We start from the raw sequence: 14,513 nt of genomic DNA, 5'->3' as shown, positions 1-14,513 counted from the left end.
GCACCGAGGAATAACCCGGATCACTCATGGCATCACGCAGCTCACTGGCCAGTTTCTGCGCATCGCGCGCTTGTTTGATCTCGGTCTGCGCGGCTTCGCTTGAGCGGCGACTCTGCTCCAGAAGCACGCGCGCCTGATCGAGCGCCTCCAGCAATAATTGATGGATGCTGCTGATCTGACCCGCCTGCGCCACCGACTCGGCGCCTTCTTCGCCCAGGCTGCTTTTAAGCAGGTCGACACCGTCTTCCGACAAGCCGTCCTTGAGCAAATCCAGACTGTTGGATGAACTGACCACCAACCAGTTGGCCGCATCCAGGGACAGGCCCATGCTATCGGTCTGCTCCACGTAACGGTCGAACGCCGCCTGATACTCGGCAACGGCAGCCGCCACTTCATCCAGCAACGGCCGCTCAGCGGCGGGCAATTCTGCCTGCAAGGCCGCGCTGCGCTCGAGGATGGCCTGAGCCTGTTCGTGCAACAGCTTGGCGTGCTGCATGTCGCCAGTCAGGGCAAAGTCCTGTTCGCTGCGGCGGATCTGCAGCACCTGGCTATTGATCGAACTCATCCGTTCCAGCAGCGCCGAACGCTGACCCACGTCACGCAGCGCGGAGAAGCCCGTGGCCGCAACCACCGCCGTGAGCGAGAGTACGACACCGAAACCCCATGCCAGTTTCTTTGCCGTACTCAAACTGGCGACGCGCCGTTGCAGGACGTTCCACATGCTTTCCACCCCTTTGCCAAGATGACTACCAAACGGCGTAATGTCGCTCGAATCCCAGCCGGCAACATATGTGCATAGCTGTACAGAGAACAAGCTAGCTGACCGTCCGATTGGTGCTTTCAGCTAATCGAATGTCGTTTTTAGCTCATCGTTCTGGGTTATCGACTCGACTGCTGAAAAGTTAATCCCGGCAACGTGGAATATTTGCGGCTGTAGCGAAGTAACCGGGGAGACGGTCAGACGCAGCCTGGCAGCAAGTAGGGGGGTATTAGCTGTCCTGTTCAGTCAGCTCAGTCAAACCAAGCTGGCTGTACAGACTCAGTGACGGACTCAGGGCAGCTTCAGCCTGGGCGGCTCATCTCGAAGGTATCGCGGGTGCGGGTGTAGGAGGTTCCACCCAGGCGCCCTACCAGATCGAGGCTGTAGGGGTCAATCCGACCTTTCTCGTTGAGCACTGCATCGTCCAGGTGAGCGAGCAGTACTTCGGCGAAGATCAGGTGACTGTTAGGTGCATGACGCGGATAGGGCTGGACTTCCGCCAAGCGACACTCGAAAGCCACGGCGGCCCCAGCGACACGCGGCACGGCAACCCGCTGGCCGGCCAAGCTGGCAATCCCGCAACGCTCGAACTCGCTGACGCCATGGGGCAAGGCCGCGGCACTGGCATTCATCGCCTCGGCTTGAGCGAAGGACACCAGCTGGATCACCAGCTCCCCGGTTGCCTGCACATTGCGCAGGGTGTCCTTGAAGCCACCGTCAGCGCGCGTGTTGACGTTGACCATCAGCGTCGGCGGCTCATCACTGATCACCTGGAAGAAGCTGAAGGGGGCGAGATTGCTGATACCGTCTGCAGACACGCTGGACACCCAGGCGATGGGCCTGGGGGTCACAGTGGACGCGAGCCAACGGTAGGCATCCAGCGGTGTCAGGCTACTGAAATCGAGTTGCATCAGCGCCCCGCGCGCGATTCACGGATATAGAAACGCGCCCGCTCGGCTTTGCTGGTGCAGCCCTTATAGGCCTCGAACTGTTGCTGGGTTTTCGCCGCGGTGAGCAGCGACAAGGCCTTCGAGTAACTCACGGTGCCGGCAAAGCCTTCCGCCTTGGCCAGGTCGAGCTCTTGCCAGGCGGCATTCAGCTGATTGGCACAGCTGTCACGATAGACGGTTTTACCGGCACAGCCGGCCAGCAGCAAAGCGATTAACGGCAAGCAGATCCAGGCTTTCATATCTCATACCCTTCGAATGGATAAATGACCACGTACTGTGACTCAGTATGACGCGCATATGATGGAAAAGTGCCAGCTCCTTATAACTGGACTCGCTGACGGAGAAACTCCACCACCGCGGCCTGTTCGCCAACGAACTCGATCCGGCCCGCCTTGTTCTCACGCTGGTAGGCATACATGGGGTCGTAATACTCGACCAACAGGGCCTCGATCCAACCGCGATGCAGGTCGACCACCCCATGACTCTGCTGCTCCAGCAGGGCCTGATCCATGATCGCCGCCAGGCGTTGATAACGCTCGCCACCCAGACGTTTGAGGATATTTTTCAGGCTCTGTTGCAGGCGCTCGGAAAACGCCTTGAAGCCCGACTCTTCGCCCTGCAAGGCGATGAACTCGGCACACAGGTCGATCACGTAATCCTTGAGAATGCGCTCGACGCGCCCGGCCAGGCTGTCCTCCAGCCACACCAGAGGGTAGTCCTGCATGCCCTGGTACAACTCCAAGGGTAGCGAGGACTTACCGATAATCCGCCCTTCATCCTCGAGCACGAACTGTTGCATGCCCGCCGCACGCTTTTTCAGGATGTCGATGGCCAGGGCGTTCTCGAAATTAATCTGCTGCGGCTGCGCGGTGGCACGTTTGCCAAAGCTGGAACCGCGATGATTGGCGTGCCCCTCCAGATCCAGGCTGTTATCGAGCTGAGCGATCACCTCGGTCTTGCCGGTACCGGTCATGCCGCCCACCAGCACGAAATCGCATTGTGCGACTGCCTGCTCGGTGGTTTGCAGAAGGAAGCTACGCATCGCCTTGTAGCCGCCCAGCACCAGCGGATAGGCGATACCCGCCTCGGTTTTTAGCCATTGCTGGACGGTCTGCGAACGCAGGCCACCGCGAAAGCAGTACAGGTAACCCTCTGGGTTGGCCTGGGCAAACGCCGCCCAAGCCTCGATCCGTGCGGCCTTGGTTTCACCGCTGACCAACTGATGCCCAAGCGCAATGGCCGCCTGCTGGCCGTGCTGTTTATAGCAGGTGCCGACCTTTTGCCGCTCGATGTCGTCCATCAGCGGCAGGTTAATCGCGTGGGGAAAGGCGCCCTTGTCGAACTCAACCGGGGCGCGCGCGTCCATCATCGGCGTGTCGTTAAGAAAGATGCTGCGGTAATCGTCGGTATTGTCGCGCATCACAGCACCTCGACCGCAAAACGCTGTCGCTCGAGCATCTGGCCGATGGGTTGCAGGGAAAGCCCCAGTTCGCTGGCGACCGCGAGAAACTCCGCCTCACCGTCGGCCGTCACCGCGACCAGCAGACCGCCACTGGTTTGCGGATCGCAGAGCAAGAGTTTGTGCGCTTCGGGCAAGGGCGCAATCTTCTCGCCGTAGCTGTCGAAATTACGCTGGGTGCCACCAGGGACGCAGCCCTGCTCCAGGTAATAGTCGACGCTGCCCAGACGCGGCACCTTGGCGAACTCGATCTGTGCGGTCAGGCCGCTGCCATCGGCCATCTCGACCAGATGACCGAGCAGGCCGAAGCCGGTCACGTCGGTCATCGCGGTCACCCCGGCGAGTTTGCCGAAGCGGCTGCCGGGTTTGTTCAGGGTGCACATCCAGTCGCGTGCCAGGCCGACGTCTTCGCTGCGCAGCTTGGCTTTTTTCTCGGCGGTGGTGAGGATGCCGATCCCCAGCGGTTTGCTCAGGTACAGCTTGTCGCCGACCTGCGCGGTGTCGTTGCGCTTCATGTGGCGCTTTTCCACCAGACCGGTGACGGCCAGGCCGAAGATCGGTTCCGGGGCATCGATGGAGTGTCCGCCAGCCAGCGGGATGCCCGCCTCGTCACACACGGCGCGGCCGCCGCGAATCACTTCGCGGGCAACTTCTGCGGGCAACAGATTGACCGGCCAGCCGAGAATGGCGATGGCCATCAGCGGATCGCCGCCCATCGCATAGATATCGCTGATCGCGTTGGTCGCGGCGATCCGCCCGAAGTCATAGGGATCGTCGACGATGGGCATGAAGAAGTCGGTGGTCGAGACCACGCCGCGCTCGCCATCGATGGCATAAACCGCCGCATCGTCGCGCGAGGCATTGCCAACCCACAGTTTGGGGTCGAGATTCTGCGCACCGCTGCCGGCCAGGATCACGTCCAGCACCTTGGGGGAAATCTTGCAACCGCAGCCAGCGCCGTGGCTGTACTGGGTCAAACGGATGGGCTCGCTCATGAAATCTCACTTAACTGGTCGACAGGCGGCGGCATTCTAGCAAATGCCGTCTTGGCGCCAGCGACTGGCGCGCGTATGTTGATAAAACAATGCGTTACGGGGGATTAATAAATGGCTCAACGGGTAGCACTGGTCCTGGGATCGGGGGGCGCGCGGGGTTATGCGCACATCGGCGTAATTGAAGAGCTGGAAGCGCGCGGTTATGACATCGCCTGCATCGCGGGCTGCTCCATGGGCGCGGTGGTCGGTGGCATCTACGCGGCCGGCAAGCTCAGACAATACCGCGAATGGATCGAAAGCCTGGACTATCTCGATGTGCTGCGTCTGCTCGATGTAAGTTTTCGCCTCGGCGCCATTCGCGGCGAGAAAGTCTTCGGTCACATTCGCGAGATCCTCGGCGAGATCAATATCGAAGACCTGCCGATTCCCTTCACGGCGGTGGCCACCGACCTGACCAACCAACAGGAGATCTGGTTCCAGGAGGGCTGCCTGCACCAAGCCATGCGCGCCTCGGCGGCAATTCCCAGCCTGTTCACCCCGGTGATCCAGGGCAAGCGCATGCTGGTCGACGGCAGCCTGCTCAACCCCCTGCCGATCGTGCCGGTGGTGTCCAGTCACTGCGACCTGATTATCGCGGTCAACCTCAACTCGAACAACCAGCGCCACTACCAGTTGCCGGTCATCGAACGGCCACCGGCGCTGAAAGGCCGCTTCGACCTGTTGATGGCCTCGCTCGGCTCACGCCTGCCCTCGTTCCGTCGCAAGCAGGGCGAGGACGATGAACTGTTGCTGATGGAAGAAACAGAAGTCGCCAGCCCGATCGTAGAGGCTCATAGCCAGCAACAGCATGCCGCCGCAACTGCGCCTCAGCAGTCTGCCGACTCAACGGAAAGTGCTGCTGCGACCAAGTCCGCCAGCGGCTCGCGAGTCGCCGACATGAGCGGTCCGGCGTCCTTGCTCGAGTTGATCAACCAGAGTTTCGAGGTGATGCAGACCTCACTGGCCCAGTACAAGATTGCCGGCTACCCGCCCGATATCCTGATCAACGTGCCCAAGCGCGCCTGCCGGTTCTTCGAGTTCTATCGCGCACCGGAGCTGATCATGCTTGGCCGGCAGATCGCCCGCGACACGCTGGATAGGTACGAACGCGGCGATCACTGAGTCTCCTGAAAGCGCCATGGCGTACTGCCCCCTCCAACACGCCATAAACGGGCGCCAACATCCTTGCGCGCGAGACAAATGCGGCTCACACGCGGGCCGGACATTGGCCCTTGAATCAGCGGACTTGATCCTCTGATGAAGGGCTGGCTGGCGGCGCCTTACCCGCCACCCAGTCACTGAGCAGGCTGTAGGCGACGGCGAGCACGGTGGGGCCGAGGAACAAGCCCATGAAGCCAAAAGCCAGAATCCCGCCAAACACCCCGAGCAGCACCACCACCAGCGGCAGGTTGCCGCCGCGGCTGATCAGGTAAGGCTTGAGGATATTGTCGACCCCGCTGATTATCAGGAAGCCCCACACGGCGAGAAAGACTGCCATGCCCACCTCGCCCTGCCAGAACAGCCACAGTACCGCGGGGCCCCAGATCAGTGGCGGGACCATGATCAGGCTGCAGGCAAAGGTCATCAAGCCCAGTAAAAGCGCACCCGGGATCCCGGCGATCATGAAGCCGATATAGGCCAGCAGAGCCTGGGCCGCAGCAGTGCCTATCACCCCATTGACCACCCGTTGCACGGTGCCGGCGATCAGCTCCAGGTAATGCTCGGCGCGCCCGCCAATCAGGCGATCCAGCAGACTGTGCACGAATGCGGCCAAACGCGGGCCGTCACGGTAGAAGAAAAACACCAGAATCAGGCTCAAGGCCAGCTCCAGCATACCGCCGCCGACCTGAGCGCTACGCGCCAACAGCCAGTTGCCGACCTGGCCGAGGTACGGCCGCACGGTATCGAAGAACGCAGCGCCCTGCTGATCGATGGTCTGCCACAACCCCAGTAGGCGCTCGCCCACGAATGGCAAGCCTTCAAGCCAACTCGGCGGTGGCGGCAGGCCGGCGACCTGCAGGTTTTTGAGCAAGGCCGTGGCTTCGCGAATGTGGTCGGCCAGGTTGAAGCCAAGTAGCACTAAAGGCACCGCGACCAGGATTGTCCAGCCAGCGGTCAACAAGGCTGCAGCAGCGGCTTGGCGGCCCTTCAGCCAGCGCGTCAGGGTGCGCATCAACGGCCAACTGGCGAAAGACAGTACCGCCGCCCAAAACAATGCCGACCAGAACGGCGCGAGCACCCACAGGCTCGCGCCGAGTAGCCCGAGGAGCAGAATCTGCACCAGCAAGCGGTCGTTATTGAACATTCATACGGCTCCAGCAGAGAAAGAGACAAACAGCCCTAGCGGGCAGAACGAGGCAAGCGAACCGGCCTACGCAGCCAATAGGCAAGCCGGTGCTTTGGGGGACTACATCGGCATTATCCGCCAGGCTGCCCGGTTAACGCAGCACGCTGATGCGCAACCCCACAGACTCGGCATCGCCCAATTCAAGTCGTGCGGCCCGCACCCGTTGCTCGACCAACGCTTCACGCCAGGCTTCGGCCTGCACACCGGCCAGACTGACGCGCAAGGTGCTATCGAGGTTGAGGCTACGCGCCAGCAAGGTGGCCCAGGCCGGTGTCGGCTCGACCTGTTTGGGCAAGCGCAACTCGCCGTTGCTCTTTAACTGACGCAGCAGGGTGGCTGGTGTCGGCAACACTTCGGCCAGCGGAGCGTTGGCCACCAACAGCTCGGCATGCAGGTAGGCGCGACGATTGCCGCGGGTGATGCTGTAGAGCGCCAGCACGCTGTTCTGCCGGGGCTCAGGTAAGCGCATGAGAACATAGGCTTGCTGATCATCGGAGCCATAGAGGATCGATTTGCCGAACACCGCGTTGGCCCACAGGCTACTCGCGCCGCACTCACGCCCCTGGCACCAGTACAGCAACTCGGCGCCTTGCGCCTGCAGGGTCTCACGGGCGACGGTGAAGACTTCATCGGCCGAATGGGTTTTCGGTAACTCATAGGTCACCGCGGTGAACTGCCCCTGTAGCGGCAGTTCATACTCATAGCGCAAGCGGCCACTGATACGCCGGATAGTGCCTTGCGGATAAAGCCTCTCCTGTTCCGCTTCTTCGCTGAAGGCGACTATCTTGCTCCCAGGAAAGCGCGGCAGCACTTCCAGATCGTGGCTGCCGACCGGCTCTGCCGCCAGCACCATGCCACTCAGCAAAACCCCACTAAACAGACTGAACCAACGCATGCACGGCCTCATCGAATCAACATCATTTGAGCGGCCTTGACCAGCTGCTCTTCATCCTCTTCACGGCGCGGCACCAGCAAGCCGCGTTGCACCGCCGGACGCTGTTCCAGCGCCGCGACCCAGCGTTGCACATGCTCGAGGCCCTCAAGCGAAACGCCCGCCCAGTCATGGATGCGTACCCAGGGGAACGTCGCGATGTCAGCAATACTGTAGTCGCCGGCCAGGTACTCGGCTTCGCCCAGCCGCGAATTCAATACCTCGTAAAGCCGTCGCGTTTCATGCTGGTAGCGGTCGATGGCGCCTTGCAGTTTTTCCGGAAAATAGCGGAAGAACACGTTGGCCTGCCCCTGCATCGGGCCGACGCCGCCCATCTGGAACATCAGCCACTGCATGACCAACGAGCGGCCTTTGCCATCGTGCGGCATCAGCTGCCCAGTCAACTCGGCCAAATAGATGAGGATGGCGCCGGACTCGAACACGGCGAAGTCGCCATTGTCGCGGTCGACTATGGCGGGAATACGCCCGTTGGGATTGATTTTCAGAAAATCTGCGGCTTTCTGCTCGTGCTTGTCAAAGCTCAGTGCCTGCACGCTGTACGGCAACTGGAGCTCTTCCAGAGCGATCGACACCTTGTGGCCATTGGGGGTCGCTGCGGTGTAAAGATCAATCATAGGGCTCTCCATTCCATTGAGCCCAACCTTCCGCAGTTGCCTCCGGCAAGTCAAGACGGGCGCAAGAAACTATTGAAACAGTCTGCTACCAACTGCGCACCCTCCTCATCGTCCAGGTGCAGGTGATGCCCCCCCGGCAAGCGATTTTGGATGATCGGTCGATCTGCCAGCAACTCCTTGAACCTGGGCTGCGCCAAGAGCATGCCCTGCTCCGCCAGCACCAGATTGACCGGGCACTGCAGTTGCTCAACGAACGCCGCCGCATGGGCCCGGGTCAGGCGCATGGGCGAAGGCAGGGTCAAACGGCTGTCGGTGCGCCAGGTGTAACCGCCACGCGTCGGCATCAAACCGCGCTGCGCGAGCAACTCGGCGGCTTCGCGACTGACCGCGCCAACGCCGCGCATGCGCGCCTCGACCGCCCGCTCGAACTCGGCGTACACCGGCTTACGCTTGCCGGCCAGCGCCATCTGCGCCTTGAGTGCTTCGCCCAGCCGTTGTGGCGCACTGTCCGGCTCGCCGGTGTAGGGAATCAGGCCATCGATCAGCGCCAGACGCTCGACCCGCTCAGGGAGCGCAGCCGCCAACAGCACCGAGACGATGGCCCCCATCGAATGCCCCAACAAGGAAAAACGCTGCCAGCCGAACTGCTCGGCTACCTGCAAGACATCGTGAACGTGATCCCAGATCACGTAACTGGCGCCGGCGGGACGGTGATCGGAATGACCATGTCCGGCGAAATCCAGAGCAACAATGCGCAGCCCCGGCAACTTGGGGGCCAAGCGGGCAAAGCTGGCGGCGTTATCCAGCCAACCGTGCAAGGCAATGACCGGCTGGCCATCTTCTGGGCCATACAGGTGCGCCGCCAGTTCGATATGCGGCAGGCTCAGACGTACCTCTTCAAACGTCACTGTCATGCTGATTCCTCGGCAGGCTGCTGGCCATCCCAGCGCTTGAACAACGACTTGAGTAGCTCGGCGGTGTCCTGCGGGCGCTCCAACGGAAACATATGCCCACCCGGCAGGGTTAAGTACTCGCCTCTGGGCATGCGTCGAATCAATCGACTGTGGTGCGGCAACACCACCCGACTGTGCCGACCGCGCACCATGGCCAGCGGCACTTGTAGCTGTTGCGGCCGACCCGGGCTGGTGTGCGGCACGTTGCGATAGATGCTGATTTCCGTGGCGGCATCGAAACGCAGGCGCAGGCTTGCGCCGCTATCTTGCAAACCATGTTGCACGTAGGCATCGAGGCATTCGGGATCGAAGCGGCTGAACAGGGTCTTGCCGGCGAAATAGCGCCGCGCCTCGACCAGGTCGCTGAACTCCTCACGCCGACCAAGCGTGCGCCCGGCCGGGGTAATGCGGTCGATAAAGCCAAAGCGCTTGGCAGCCCGGATGACGATCCGGTCGGCCAGGGTCAATACCGGTGAATCGAGCATCACCACGCCGCGGTACAACTCGGGTCGGAGCAAGGCCGCATGATAATGCAGCACCCCACCGAGGGAGTGGCCGACGCCCCATACCGGGGCGTCGCACTGTTCGAGGTGATGCAGCAACTCCTCGACCAGACTGGCCCAATTCTCATTCACCGGAAAGCGCGGGTCGTGGCCATGCTGCTGCAAATGCTGCACCCCATATTCGGGCGCCAAGGCAGCAAACAATTTGCCGTAGGTGGCCGAAGGAAAACCATTGGCGTGGGCGAAAAACACAGGCTGGGGCATGACGGCGGACTTATAGGGGAAGACCGGGGAATTGTCCGGCAGCGGCGCCCATGCGGCAATGACAAAACCGCCAGTGAATGAAGGCACTACGGCCAAAGGTGATGGGAAGCACGCCAGCCTGCCCTCCCCGCAGGCTGGCATGCACTCAGAGGATAACGCTCAGTGCGTCGGCAAGGGCTTATCGCCCAACGGCACAATGGCCATGGTCAAGCGCGAGATGCAGCTGGATTTGCCATCCTCGCCGCTCAGGCGAATATCCCAGACATGCGTGGTCCGACCCAGATGGATAGGCCGTGCCACTGCCGTGACTCGCCCGTTGCGCAGGCCGCGCAGGTGATTGGCGTTCACCTCCAAACCCACGCAATAGAACTTGCTGGTATCGATGCACAGGTAGCTGGCGGTCGAGCCAAGGGTTTCCGCCAGCACAACCGAGGCACCACCGTGCAGCAGGCCATAGGGCTGATGAGTCCGCGAGTCGATCACCATGCTGGCGCTGATGGACTCTGCATCGAAGGATTCGAAGCGAATATCCAGCTGCTCGCCGATGGTGTTCTTCAGGGTCGCATTGAGTTGTTCGATATTCGGAGTTTGCCGCCACAGGCTCATGGGAAATCCTTCTAAAGTAGGTCGCCGGAAAGTCCAAGAACGCCACGCTGCTGTTCTCGGACCCACTAAGCCGAAGGCCTAAGCGGGTCCGAGAACAGGTTACTGGCTCCACAGCACTGCTTCACGATTCTCGAGCCATTCGGCGAAACGCGGAGCGTAGGTACCCTCGACCACGTTACGCTTGATTTTCAGCGTGGGCGTCAGGAAGCCGTTGTCTACCGACCAGGCGTCCTTGACCAGCACCAGCCCCTGTAACCGCTCGTGCTTGTCGAGCGTCGCATTGACCTCGGCCAGTAGCACCTTGAGGCTCTTTTCCAACTCGCCACGGGCGCCGTTGGCGGCCTCCTGGCGACCGACCTCGGAGAGCACGCACAGGGCCATCGGCTGCACCAGGCCATCGCCGACCACGCAGACCTGCTCGATCCGCGAATGTACCGCCAGACGGTTCTCGATCGGGGCTGGGGCAACATACTTGCCCTTGCTGGTCTTGAAAATTTCCTTAATCCGTCCGGTCAGGCGCAGGTTGCCCGCGGCATCCTGCTCCCCCTTGTCGCCAGTGCGCAGAAAGCCATCGTCGGTGATGGTTTCCGCGGTCTTCTGCGGGTCCTTGTAATACCCCTGCATGGTCGCGCCGCTGCGTGCCTGCACCTCACCATCTGCGGCGATTCGCACCTCGACCCCGGGACTGTTCTGGCCGATCCAGCCTTGCCGGTATTGACCTGGTCGACAGACATGCGAATAGCCGCAGTTCTCGGTCATGCCATACACCTCAAGCACATCCAGACCGAGGCGCTTGTACCAGTCGAGCAAGGCCTCCGGTACAGGGGCGGCACCAGATAGCGCATAGCGCACGGCGTCCAGGCCCAGCCCGGCTAAGACTTTCTTGCCCACCAAACGGCCGATCAACGGCAGCTTGAGCAGGAAGTCGAGTTTTTCCGCCGACATCTTGCTGTACACGCCCATTTGGAACTTGGTCCAGATACGCGGCACGCCGAAAATCATCGTCGGGCGCGCGCGCTTGAGGTCCTCTAGAAAAGTATCCAAGTTGTCGGCGAAGAACACCGTCTGCCCACCATAGATCGACGCCAACTCGACAAACATGCGCTCGGCCACATGACACAGCGGCAGATAGGACAGCACCCGGTCCTCTTCCGCGACACCAAACAGCTCGGTGGCATGACTGGCGGCGAAACCCAGGTTGCTGAAGTGGTGCATCACACCCTTTGGCGTGCCGGTGGTACCGGAGGTATAGATGAGGGTGGCGAGCCGATTGGCCGCGGGCTTGGGGTCATCCTGAATCGGCGTGCAGGCCTGCAGGTCATCCCACAGATAGCTGAACTCAGCATGCGGGCGCAGCGGCAGGCCAACGCAGGGAAGCGTGTCGGGAACGCCCGGCGCCATGCTTGGCCAGTCATCCAGCTTGCCGACAAAGACCAGCGCCGCCTCGGAATGCTCAAGCACTTGGCGCACCGACTCGGCGGTGAGGTTCGGGTATAGCGGCACCGACACGTGCCCAGCCATCCAGATCGCGAGATCGGCAACGATCCAGTGGGCACAGTTCTTCGAGATGATTGCGATGCGACTGCCTTGTGGCAGCTCTCGGCTGCGCAACCAGTTGGCGGCGCGGCGTGCTTGCTCGCCGACCTCGGCCCAACTCAACTCTTGCAGGCGACCATCCGGCAGAGGTTGCACCATGTAGCGTTTATTCGGATGACGGGTCTCGCGTTCGTAAAACACTTCAAGCGGCAAACGAATCGCATTAGCCACAGGGCTTCCTCCTTTGTAGTTCTTATGGGGGCCAACCAAGCAATTGCTCGGCTGACTATTCCATGCACAAAGATGAGCCGCAAGTTAAGAAATGTTTCGCTGTGTAGCGCTATTTCGTTCAGTGATGGGGGTGGATCAGACTGCGCAGATCCATCAAGCCGGCGAGCAGATCATCACCCTCCAGCTCAGCCAGGCTGGCGGTGTGCATGGCTAGCGGTTGTTGCCGGTGGCCGTTGATCAACAGCCCCGCCAAGGCCCCGACCAGAGGCTGATGACTCACCAGCAGCAGGTCGCCGCTATCGAAATGAGCCAACTGGGCTAACACCTCACGCGGATCGCTATCGGGCGTCAACCAGGGCACCGTCTGTATAGCACCGCTGAAACCCACCACCTCGTGCACCAGCGTGGCGGTTTGCTGGGCTCGCGCATAAGGGCTGGCCATGATCGCGCCGAGCGCGCGGCCCTGCAGCAGGCTCGCCGCTTGGCGAACCTGCGTCCGGCCATGCGCGGTCAGTTCGCGCTCGGCATCGCTGCGCGCCTGAGCCTGCGCTTCGCCATGCCGCAGCAGCCAGAGCCTCACTGCACAGCACTCACAGCTTAGGTTCTTCGTCACGCACGGGGTGCGCAGCCGGCGGCACCGCATGCGCCGCCTCGCCTTGTGGCGGCTGAGGGGTTGGCCAGTCGGCAAGCGGCCACGGCTTTTCATCGCTGTTGAACGTGCCGAAACGGCCAATCTGCGCCAAATATTGGCTCAGGCTGTCGCCAAAGCCGAGCAAGCCGGCATTCGGCGCCCCGTAAAACAGCCGATAGCCCAGTTGCAGCAGTACCACAGCTCCTAGCACCACCTCGGCCAGTTGCCAAACGATGGCGAATAGCACCATCCAGAGAATCCGCAGCAGGATGGACTCGCGCTCCAACTCTTTATTCTGTTCGCTCATGACACTCTCCCTGATAACGCATTAGCACGGGGTTAAAAACCCGTAGTTGGAATAAAGTCGACATCGGTCTTCGGCTCGGCACGCATCAGCGCTTCGATTACCTGGTCCAGGGTGCAGCCTTCAAACACAATGGCATGCAGCCCGGCAACCAGGGGCATGTAGACATCTATTTCCTCGGCCTTGGCCTTCAGCACCTTGATTGTGTTGACCCCTTCCGCCACCTCGCCCAGGCGCTGCACTGCATCCTCCAGACTCAAGCCTTCGCCCAGGGCGTAGCCAACTTGGTAGTTGCGACTCTTAGCTGAGGAGCAGGTGACGATCAAATCGCCGACCCCGGCCAGCCCCAGAAAGGTCATCGGGTTGGCGCCCAGCTGCACGGCAAAGCGCGTCATCTCCGCCAGTGCACGGGTGATCAGCATACTGCGGGTGTTTTCACCCATGCCCAACGCCGCAGCCATGCCGGCGATGATCGCATAGACGTTCTTCAGCGCCCCGCCCAACTCCACGCCAAAGCGGTCGCCGCTGGCATACACGCGGAAGGTGCGACCGTGCAGCACGTCCTGTACGCGCAGACACAGTTCCTCATCCTCGCTGGCAATCACCGAAGCAGTCAGCGCGTGCTCGGCGACTTCGCGCGCCAGATTCGGCCCGGACAGTACCCCGACCCGCGCCTGCGGGGCGACTTCCTCGAGTATCTGGCTCATCAGCTTGAAACTCTTCGCTTCGATGCCCTTGGTGGTGCTGATCATCAGCTTGCCGCTAAGTTGCTCGGCCAGCGGCTGCAACACCTGACGCAGAGCGCTGGAGGGCAATGCTACAAACACCATCTGGCAAGCGCTCAAGGTGGTTGGCAGGTCGGTGACGGGCTCGACGCCTGGGTGAATTTTGATGCCTTTAAGGTAGCGCGGGTTCTCACCGGTGAGGCGGATGGCCTCAGCCTGCTGCTGGTCACGCATCCACAGCATCACGCGCTGGCCGTTCTCGGCCAACAAGTTTGCAATTGCGGTGCCGAAGCTGCCGCCGCCGAGCACGGCGATAGGTTGCTGTTCAGTCATAACGAGTCCGAATTGAGCCATTCACGATGGCGTTATGCATTCATTATACGGAGCGTCTGGACCGCGGCCAGCCCTTAACAGGCCGTTGAAAACTACTGCGCTAGGCTGTGCAGCGTTGAAATCGACCTCAAAATGCTCATTTACAACAGGTAAGCTGCACTGTTTAGGCCGCTTTCGCCTTGCCTAGCCGTCGTCCGCTACATTTTTCAACGGCCTGCTAGTGTTCTGTCCCGCTAATACGCGAACAAAGTCGATGCAACTTTTCGAGGATTGAATCGGCGGTGGCGGTCCACCGGAAAGGTTTGCAGTTT

Annotated in this window: 15 protein-coding genes; 1 reads left to right on the top strand and 14 read right to left on the bottom strand. The window is 61.2% G+C overall.

Annotated features, from left to right (window positions below; translation table 11 throughout):
• Window positions 1-1,062: 1,062 nt before the first annotated feature.
• The 4 genes from FBY03_RS20360 to selD all read right to left on the bottom strand — a co-directional run bounded on the left by FBY03_RS20360 (window position 1,063) and on the right by selD (window position 4,164).
• Entirely contained in the window at window positions 1,063-1,671 is a 609-nt protein-coding gene (locus FBY03_RS20360) for a flavin reductase family protein (protein ID WP_147174175.1), read from the bottom strand.
• The gene (locus FBY03_RS20355) at window positions 1,671-1,949 is read right to left on the bottom strand and encodes a hypothetical protein (protein WP_147174174.1); all 279 of its coding nucleotides are present in this window, start codon (window positions 1,947-1,949) and stop codon (window positions 1,671-1,673) included. The genes FBY03_RS20360 and FBY03_RS20355 overlap by 1 nt, the downstream gene beginning before the upstream one ends.
• Window positions 1,950-2,029: 80 nt before the next feature.
• Window positions 2,030-3,130: a tRNA 2-selenouridine(34) synthase MnmH gene (gene mnmH, locus FBY03_RS20350; protein WP_147174173.1), complete on the bottom strand. Its 1,101-nt coding sequence runs from the start codon at window positions 3,128-3,130 to the stop codon at window positions 2,030-2,032.
• On the bottom strand, window positions 3,130-4,164 hold the full coding sequence (gene selD, locus FBY03_RS20345) for a selenide, water dikinase SelD (RefSeq protein WP_147174172.1): 1,035 nt from the start codon (window positions 4,162-4,164) through the stop codon (window positions 3,130-3,132). Before selD ends, mnmH begins: the two co-directional genes overlap by 1 nt.
• Window positions 4,165-4,275: 111 nt before the next feature.
• Here selD and FBY03_RS20340 point away from each other — a divergent pair, with 111 nt between their 5' ends.
• Window positions 4,276-5,325 (top strand): patatin-like phospholipase family protein, encoded by a 1,050-nt coding sequence (locus FBY03_RS20340; protein WP_147174171.1) that lies wholly within the window; start codon window positions 4,276-4,278, stop codon window positions 5,323-5,325.
• 115 nt (window positions 5,326-5,440) lie between these two features.
• Here the strand turns inward: FBY03_RS20340 and FBY03_RS20335 are convergent, their stop codons facing one another.
• From FBY03_RS20335 to FBY03_RS20290, 10 genes are all read right to left on the bottom strand, one after another.
• Window positions 5,441-6,508 (bottom strand): AI-2E family transporter, encoded by a 1,068-nt coding sequence (locus FBY03_RS20335; protein ID WP_147174170.1) that lies wholly within the window; start codon window positions 6,506-6,508, stop codon window positions 5,441-5,443.
• Window positions 6,509-6,641: 133 nt separating this feature from the next.
• Window positions 6,642-7,445: a DUF4892 domain-containing protein gene (locus FBY03_RS20330; RefSeq protein ID WP_147174169.1), complete on the bottom strand. Its 804-nt coding sequence runs from the start codon at window positions 7,443-7,445 to the stop codon at window positions 6,642-6,644.
• A gap of 8 nt (window positions 7,446-7,453) precedes the next feature.
• A complete protein-coding gene (locus FBY03_RS20325) occupies window positions 7,454-8,116 on the bottom strand; it encodes a glutathione S-transferase family protein (RefSeq protein WP_147174168.1) in 663 nt (220 codons plus the stop codon).
• 50 nt (window positions 8,117-8,166) lie between these two features.
• Window positions 8,167-9,030: an alpha/beta hydrolase gene (locus tag FBY03_RS20320; RefSeq protein ID WP_147174167.1), complete on the bottom strand. Its 864-nt coding sequence runs from the start codon at window positions 9,028-9,030 to the stop codon at window positions 8,167-8,169.
• Window positions 9,027-9,836 carry an alpha/beta fold hydrolase gene (locus tag FBY03_RS20315; protein ID WP_147174166.1) on the bottom strand — a complete coding sequence of 270 codons (810 nt, stop codon included), beginning with the start codon at window positions 9,834-9,836 and terminating at the stop codon, window positions 9,027-9,029. Before FBY03_RS20315 ends, FBY03_RS20320 begins: the two co-directional genes overlap by 4 nt.
• 159 nt (window positions 9,837-9,995) lie before the next feature.
• Window positions 9,996-10,442, bottom strand: a complete 447-nt coding sequence (locus FBY03_RS20310; protein ID WP_147174165.1) for a hotdog fold thioesterase — start codon at window positions 10,440-10,442, stop codon at window positions 9,996-9,998.
• A 99-nt stretch (window positions 10,443-10,541) separates the two neighbouring features.
• Complete coding sequence (locus FBY03_RS20305) at window positions 10,542-12,209, bottom strand: AMP-binding protein (protein WP_147174164.1); 1,668 nt, start codon at window positions 12,207-12,209, stop codon at window positions 10,542-10,544.
• 118 nt (window positions 12,210-12,327) lie between these two features.
• Entirely contained in the window at window positions 12,328-12,789 is a 462-nt protein-coding gene (gene sixA, locus FBY03_RS20300; RefSeq protein ID WP_147174163.1) for a phosphohistidine phosphatase SixA, read from the bottom strand.
• A 10-nt stretch (window positions 12,790-12,799) separates the two neighbouring features.
• On the bottom strand, window positions 12,800-13,147 hold the full coding sequence (locus FBY03_RS20295) for a DUF4389 domain-containing protein (RefSeq protein ID WP_147174162.1): 348 nt from the start codon (window positions 13,145-13,147) through the stop codon (window positions 12,800-12,802).
• A 32-nt stretch (window positions 13,148-13,179) separates the two neighbouring features.
• Window positions 13,180-14,202: an NAD(P)H-dependent glycerol-3-phosphate dehydrogenase gene (locus FBY03_RS20290; RefSeq protein ID WP_147174161.1), complete on the bottom strand. Its 1,023-nt coding sequence runs from the start codon at window positions 14,200-14,202 to the stop codon at window positions 13,180-13,182.
• Window positions 14,203-14,513: the final 311 nt, after the last annotated feature.

Source organism: Pseudomonas sp. SJZ079, from assembly GCF_007993865.1.
Lineage (GTDB): Bacteria > Pseudomonadota > Gammaproteobacteria > Pseudomonadales > Pseudomonadaceae > Aquipseudomonas.
Note: the sequence above shows the minus strand (reverse complement) of the source record. Positions and strands in the feature narration are given on the sequence as shown.

Bases quoted from the DNA above. Each gene is read 5' to 3' on its own strand.
- FBY03_RS20360 (WP_147174175.1), bottom strand. From the start codon at position 1,671: ATGCAACTCGATTTCAGTAGCCTGACACCGCTGGATGCCTACCGTTGG.
- selD (WP_147174172.1), bottom strand. From the start codon at position 4,164: ATGAGCGAGCCCATCCGTTTGACCCAGTACAGCCACGGCGCTGGCTGC.
- FBY03_RS20330 (WP_147174169.1), bottom strand. From the start codon at position 7,445: ATGCGTTGGTTCAGTCTGTTTAGTGGGGTTTTGCTGAGTGGCATGGTG.
- FBY03_RS20325 (WP_147174168.1), bottom strand. From the start codon at position 8,116: ATGATTGATCTTTACACCGCAGCGACCCCCAATGGCCACAAGGTGTCG.
- FBY03_RS20355 (WP_147174174.1), bottom strand. From the start codon at position 1,949: ATGAAAGCCTGGATCTGCTTGCCGTTAATCGCTTTGCTGCTGGCCGGC.
- FBY03_RS20340 (WP_147174171.1), top strand. From the start codon at position 4,276: ATGGCTCAACGGGTAGCACTGGTCCTGGGATCGGGGGGCGCGCGGGGT.
- FBY03_RS20290 (WP_147174161.1), bottom strand. From the start codon at position 14,202: ATGACTGAACAGCAACCTATCGCCGTGCTCGGCGGCGGCAGCTTCGGC.
- FBY03_RS20335 (WP_147174170.1), bottom strand. From the start codon at position 6,508: ATGTTCAATAACGACCGCTTGCTGGTGCAGATTCTGCTCCTCGGGCTA.
- FBY03_RS20310 (WP_147174165.1), bottom strand. From the start codon at position 10,442: ATGAGCCTGTGGCGGCAAACTCCGAATATCGAACAACTCAATGCGACC.
- FBY03_RS20315 (WP_147174166.1), bottom strand. From the start codon at position 9,836: ATGCCCCAGCCTGTGTTTTTCGCCCACGCCAATGGTTTTCCTTCGGCC.
- FBY03_RS20295 (WP_147174162.1), bottom strand. From the start codon at position 13,147: ATGAGCGAACAGAATAAAGAGTTGGAGCGCGAGTCCATCCTGCTGCGG.
- mnmH (WP_147174173.1), bottom strand. From the start codon at position 3,130: ATGCGCGACAATACCGACGATTACCGCAGCATCTTTCTTAACGACACG.
- FBY03_RS20320 (WP_147174167.1), bottom strand. From the start codon at position 9,030: ATGACAGTGACGTTTGAAGAGGTACGTCTGAGCCTGCCGCATATCGAA.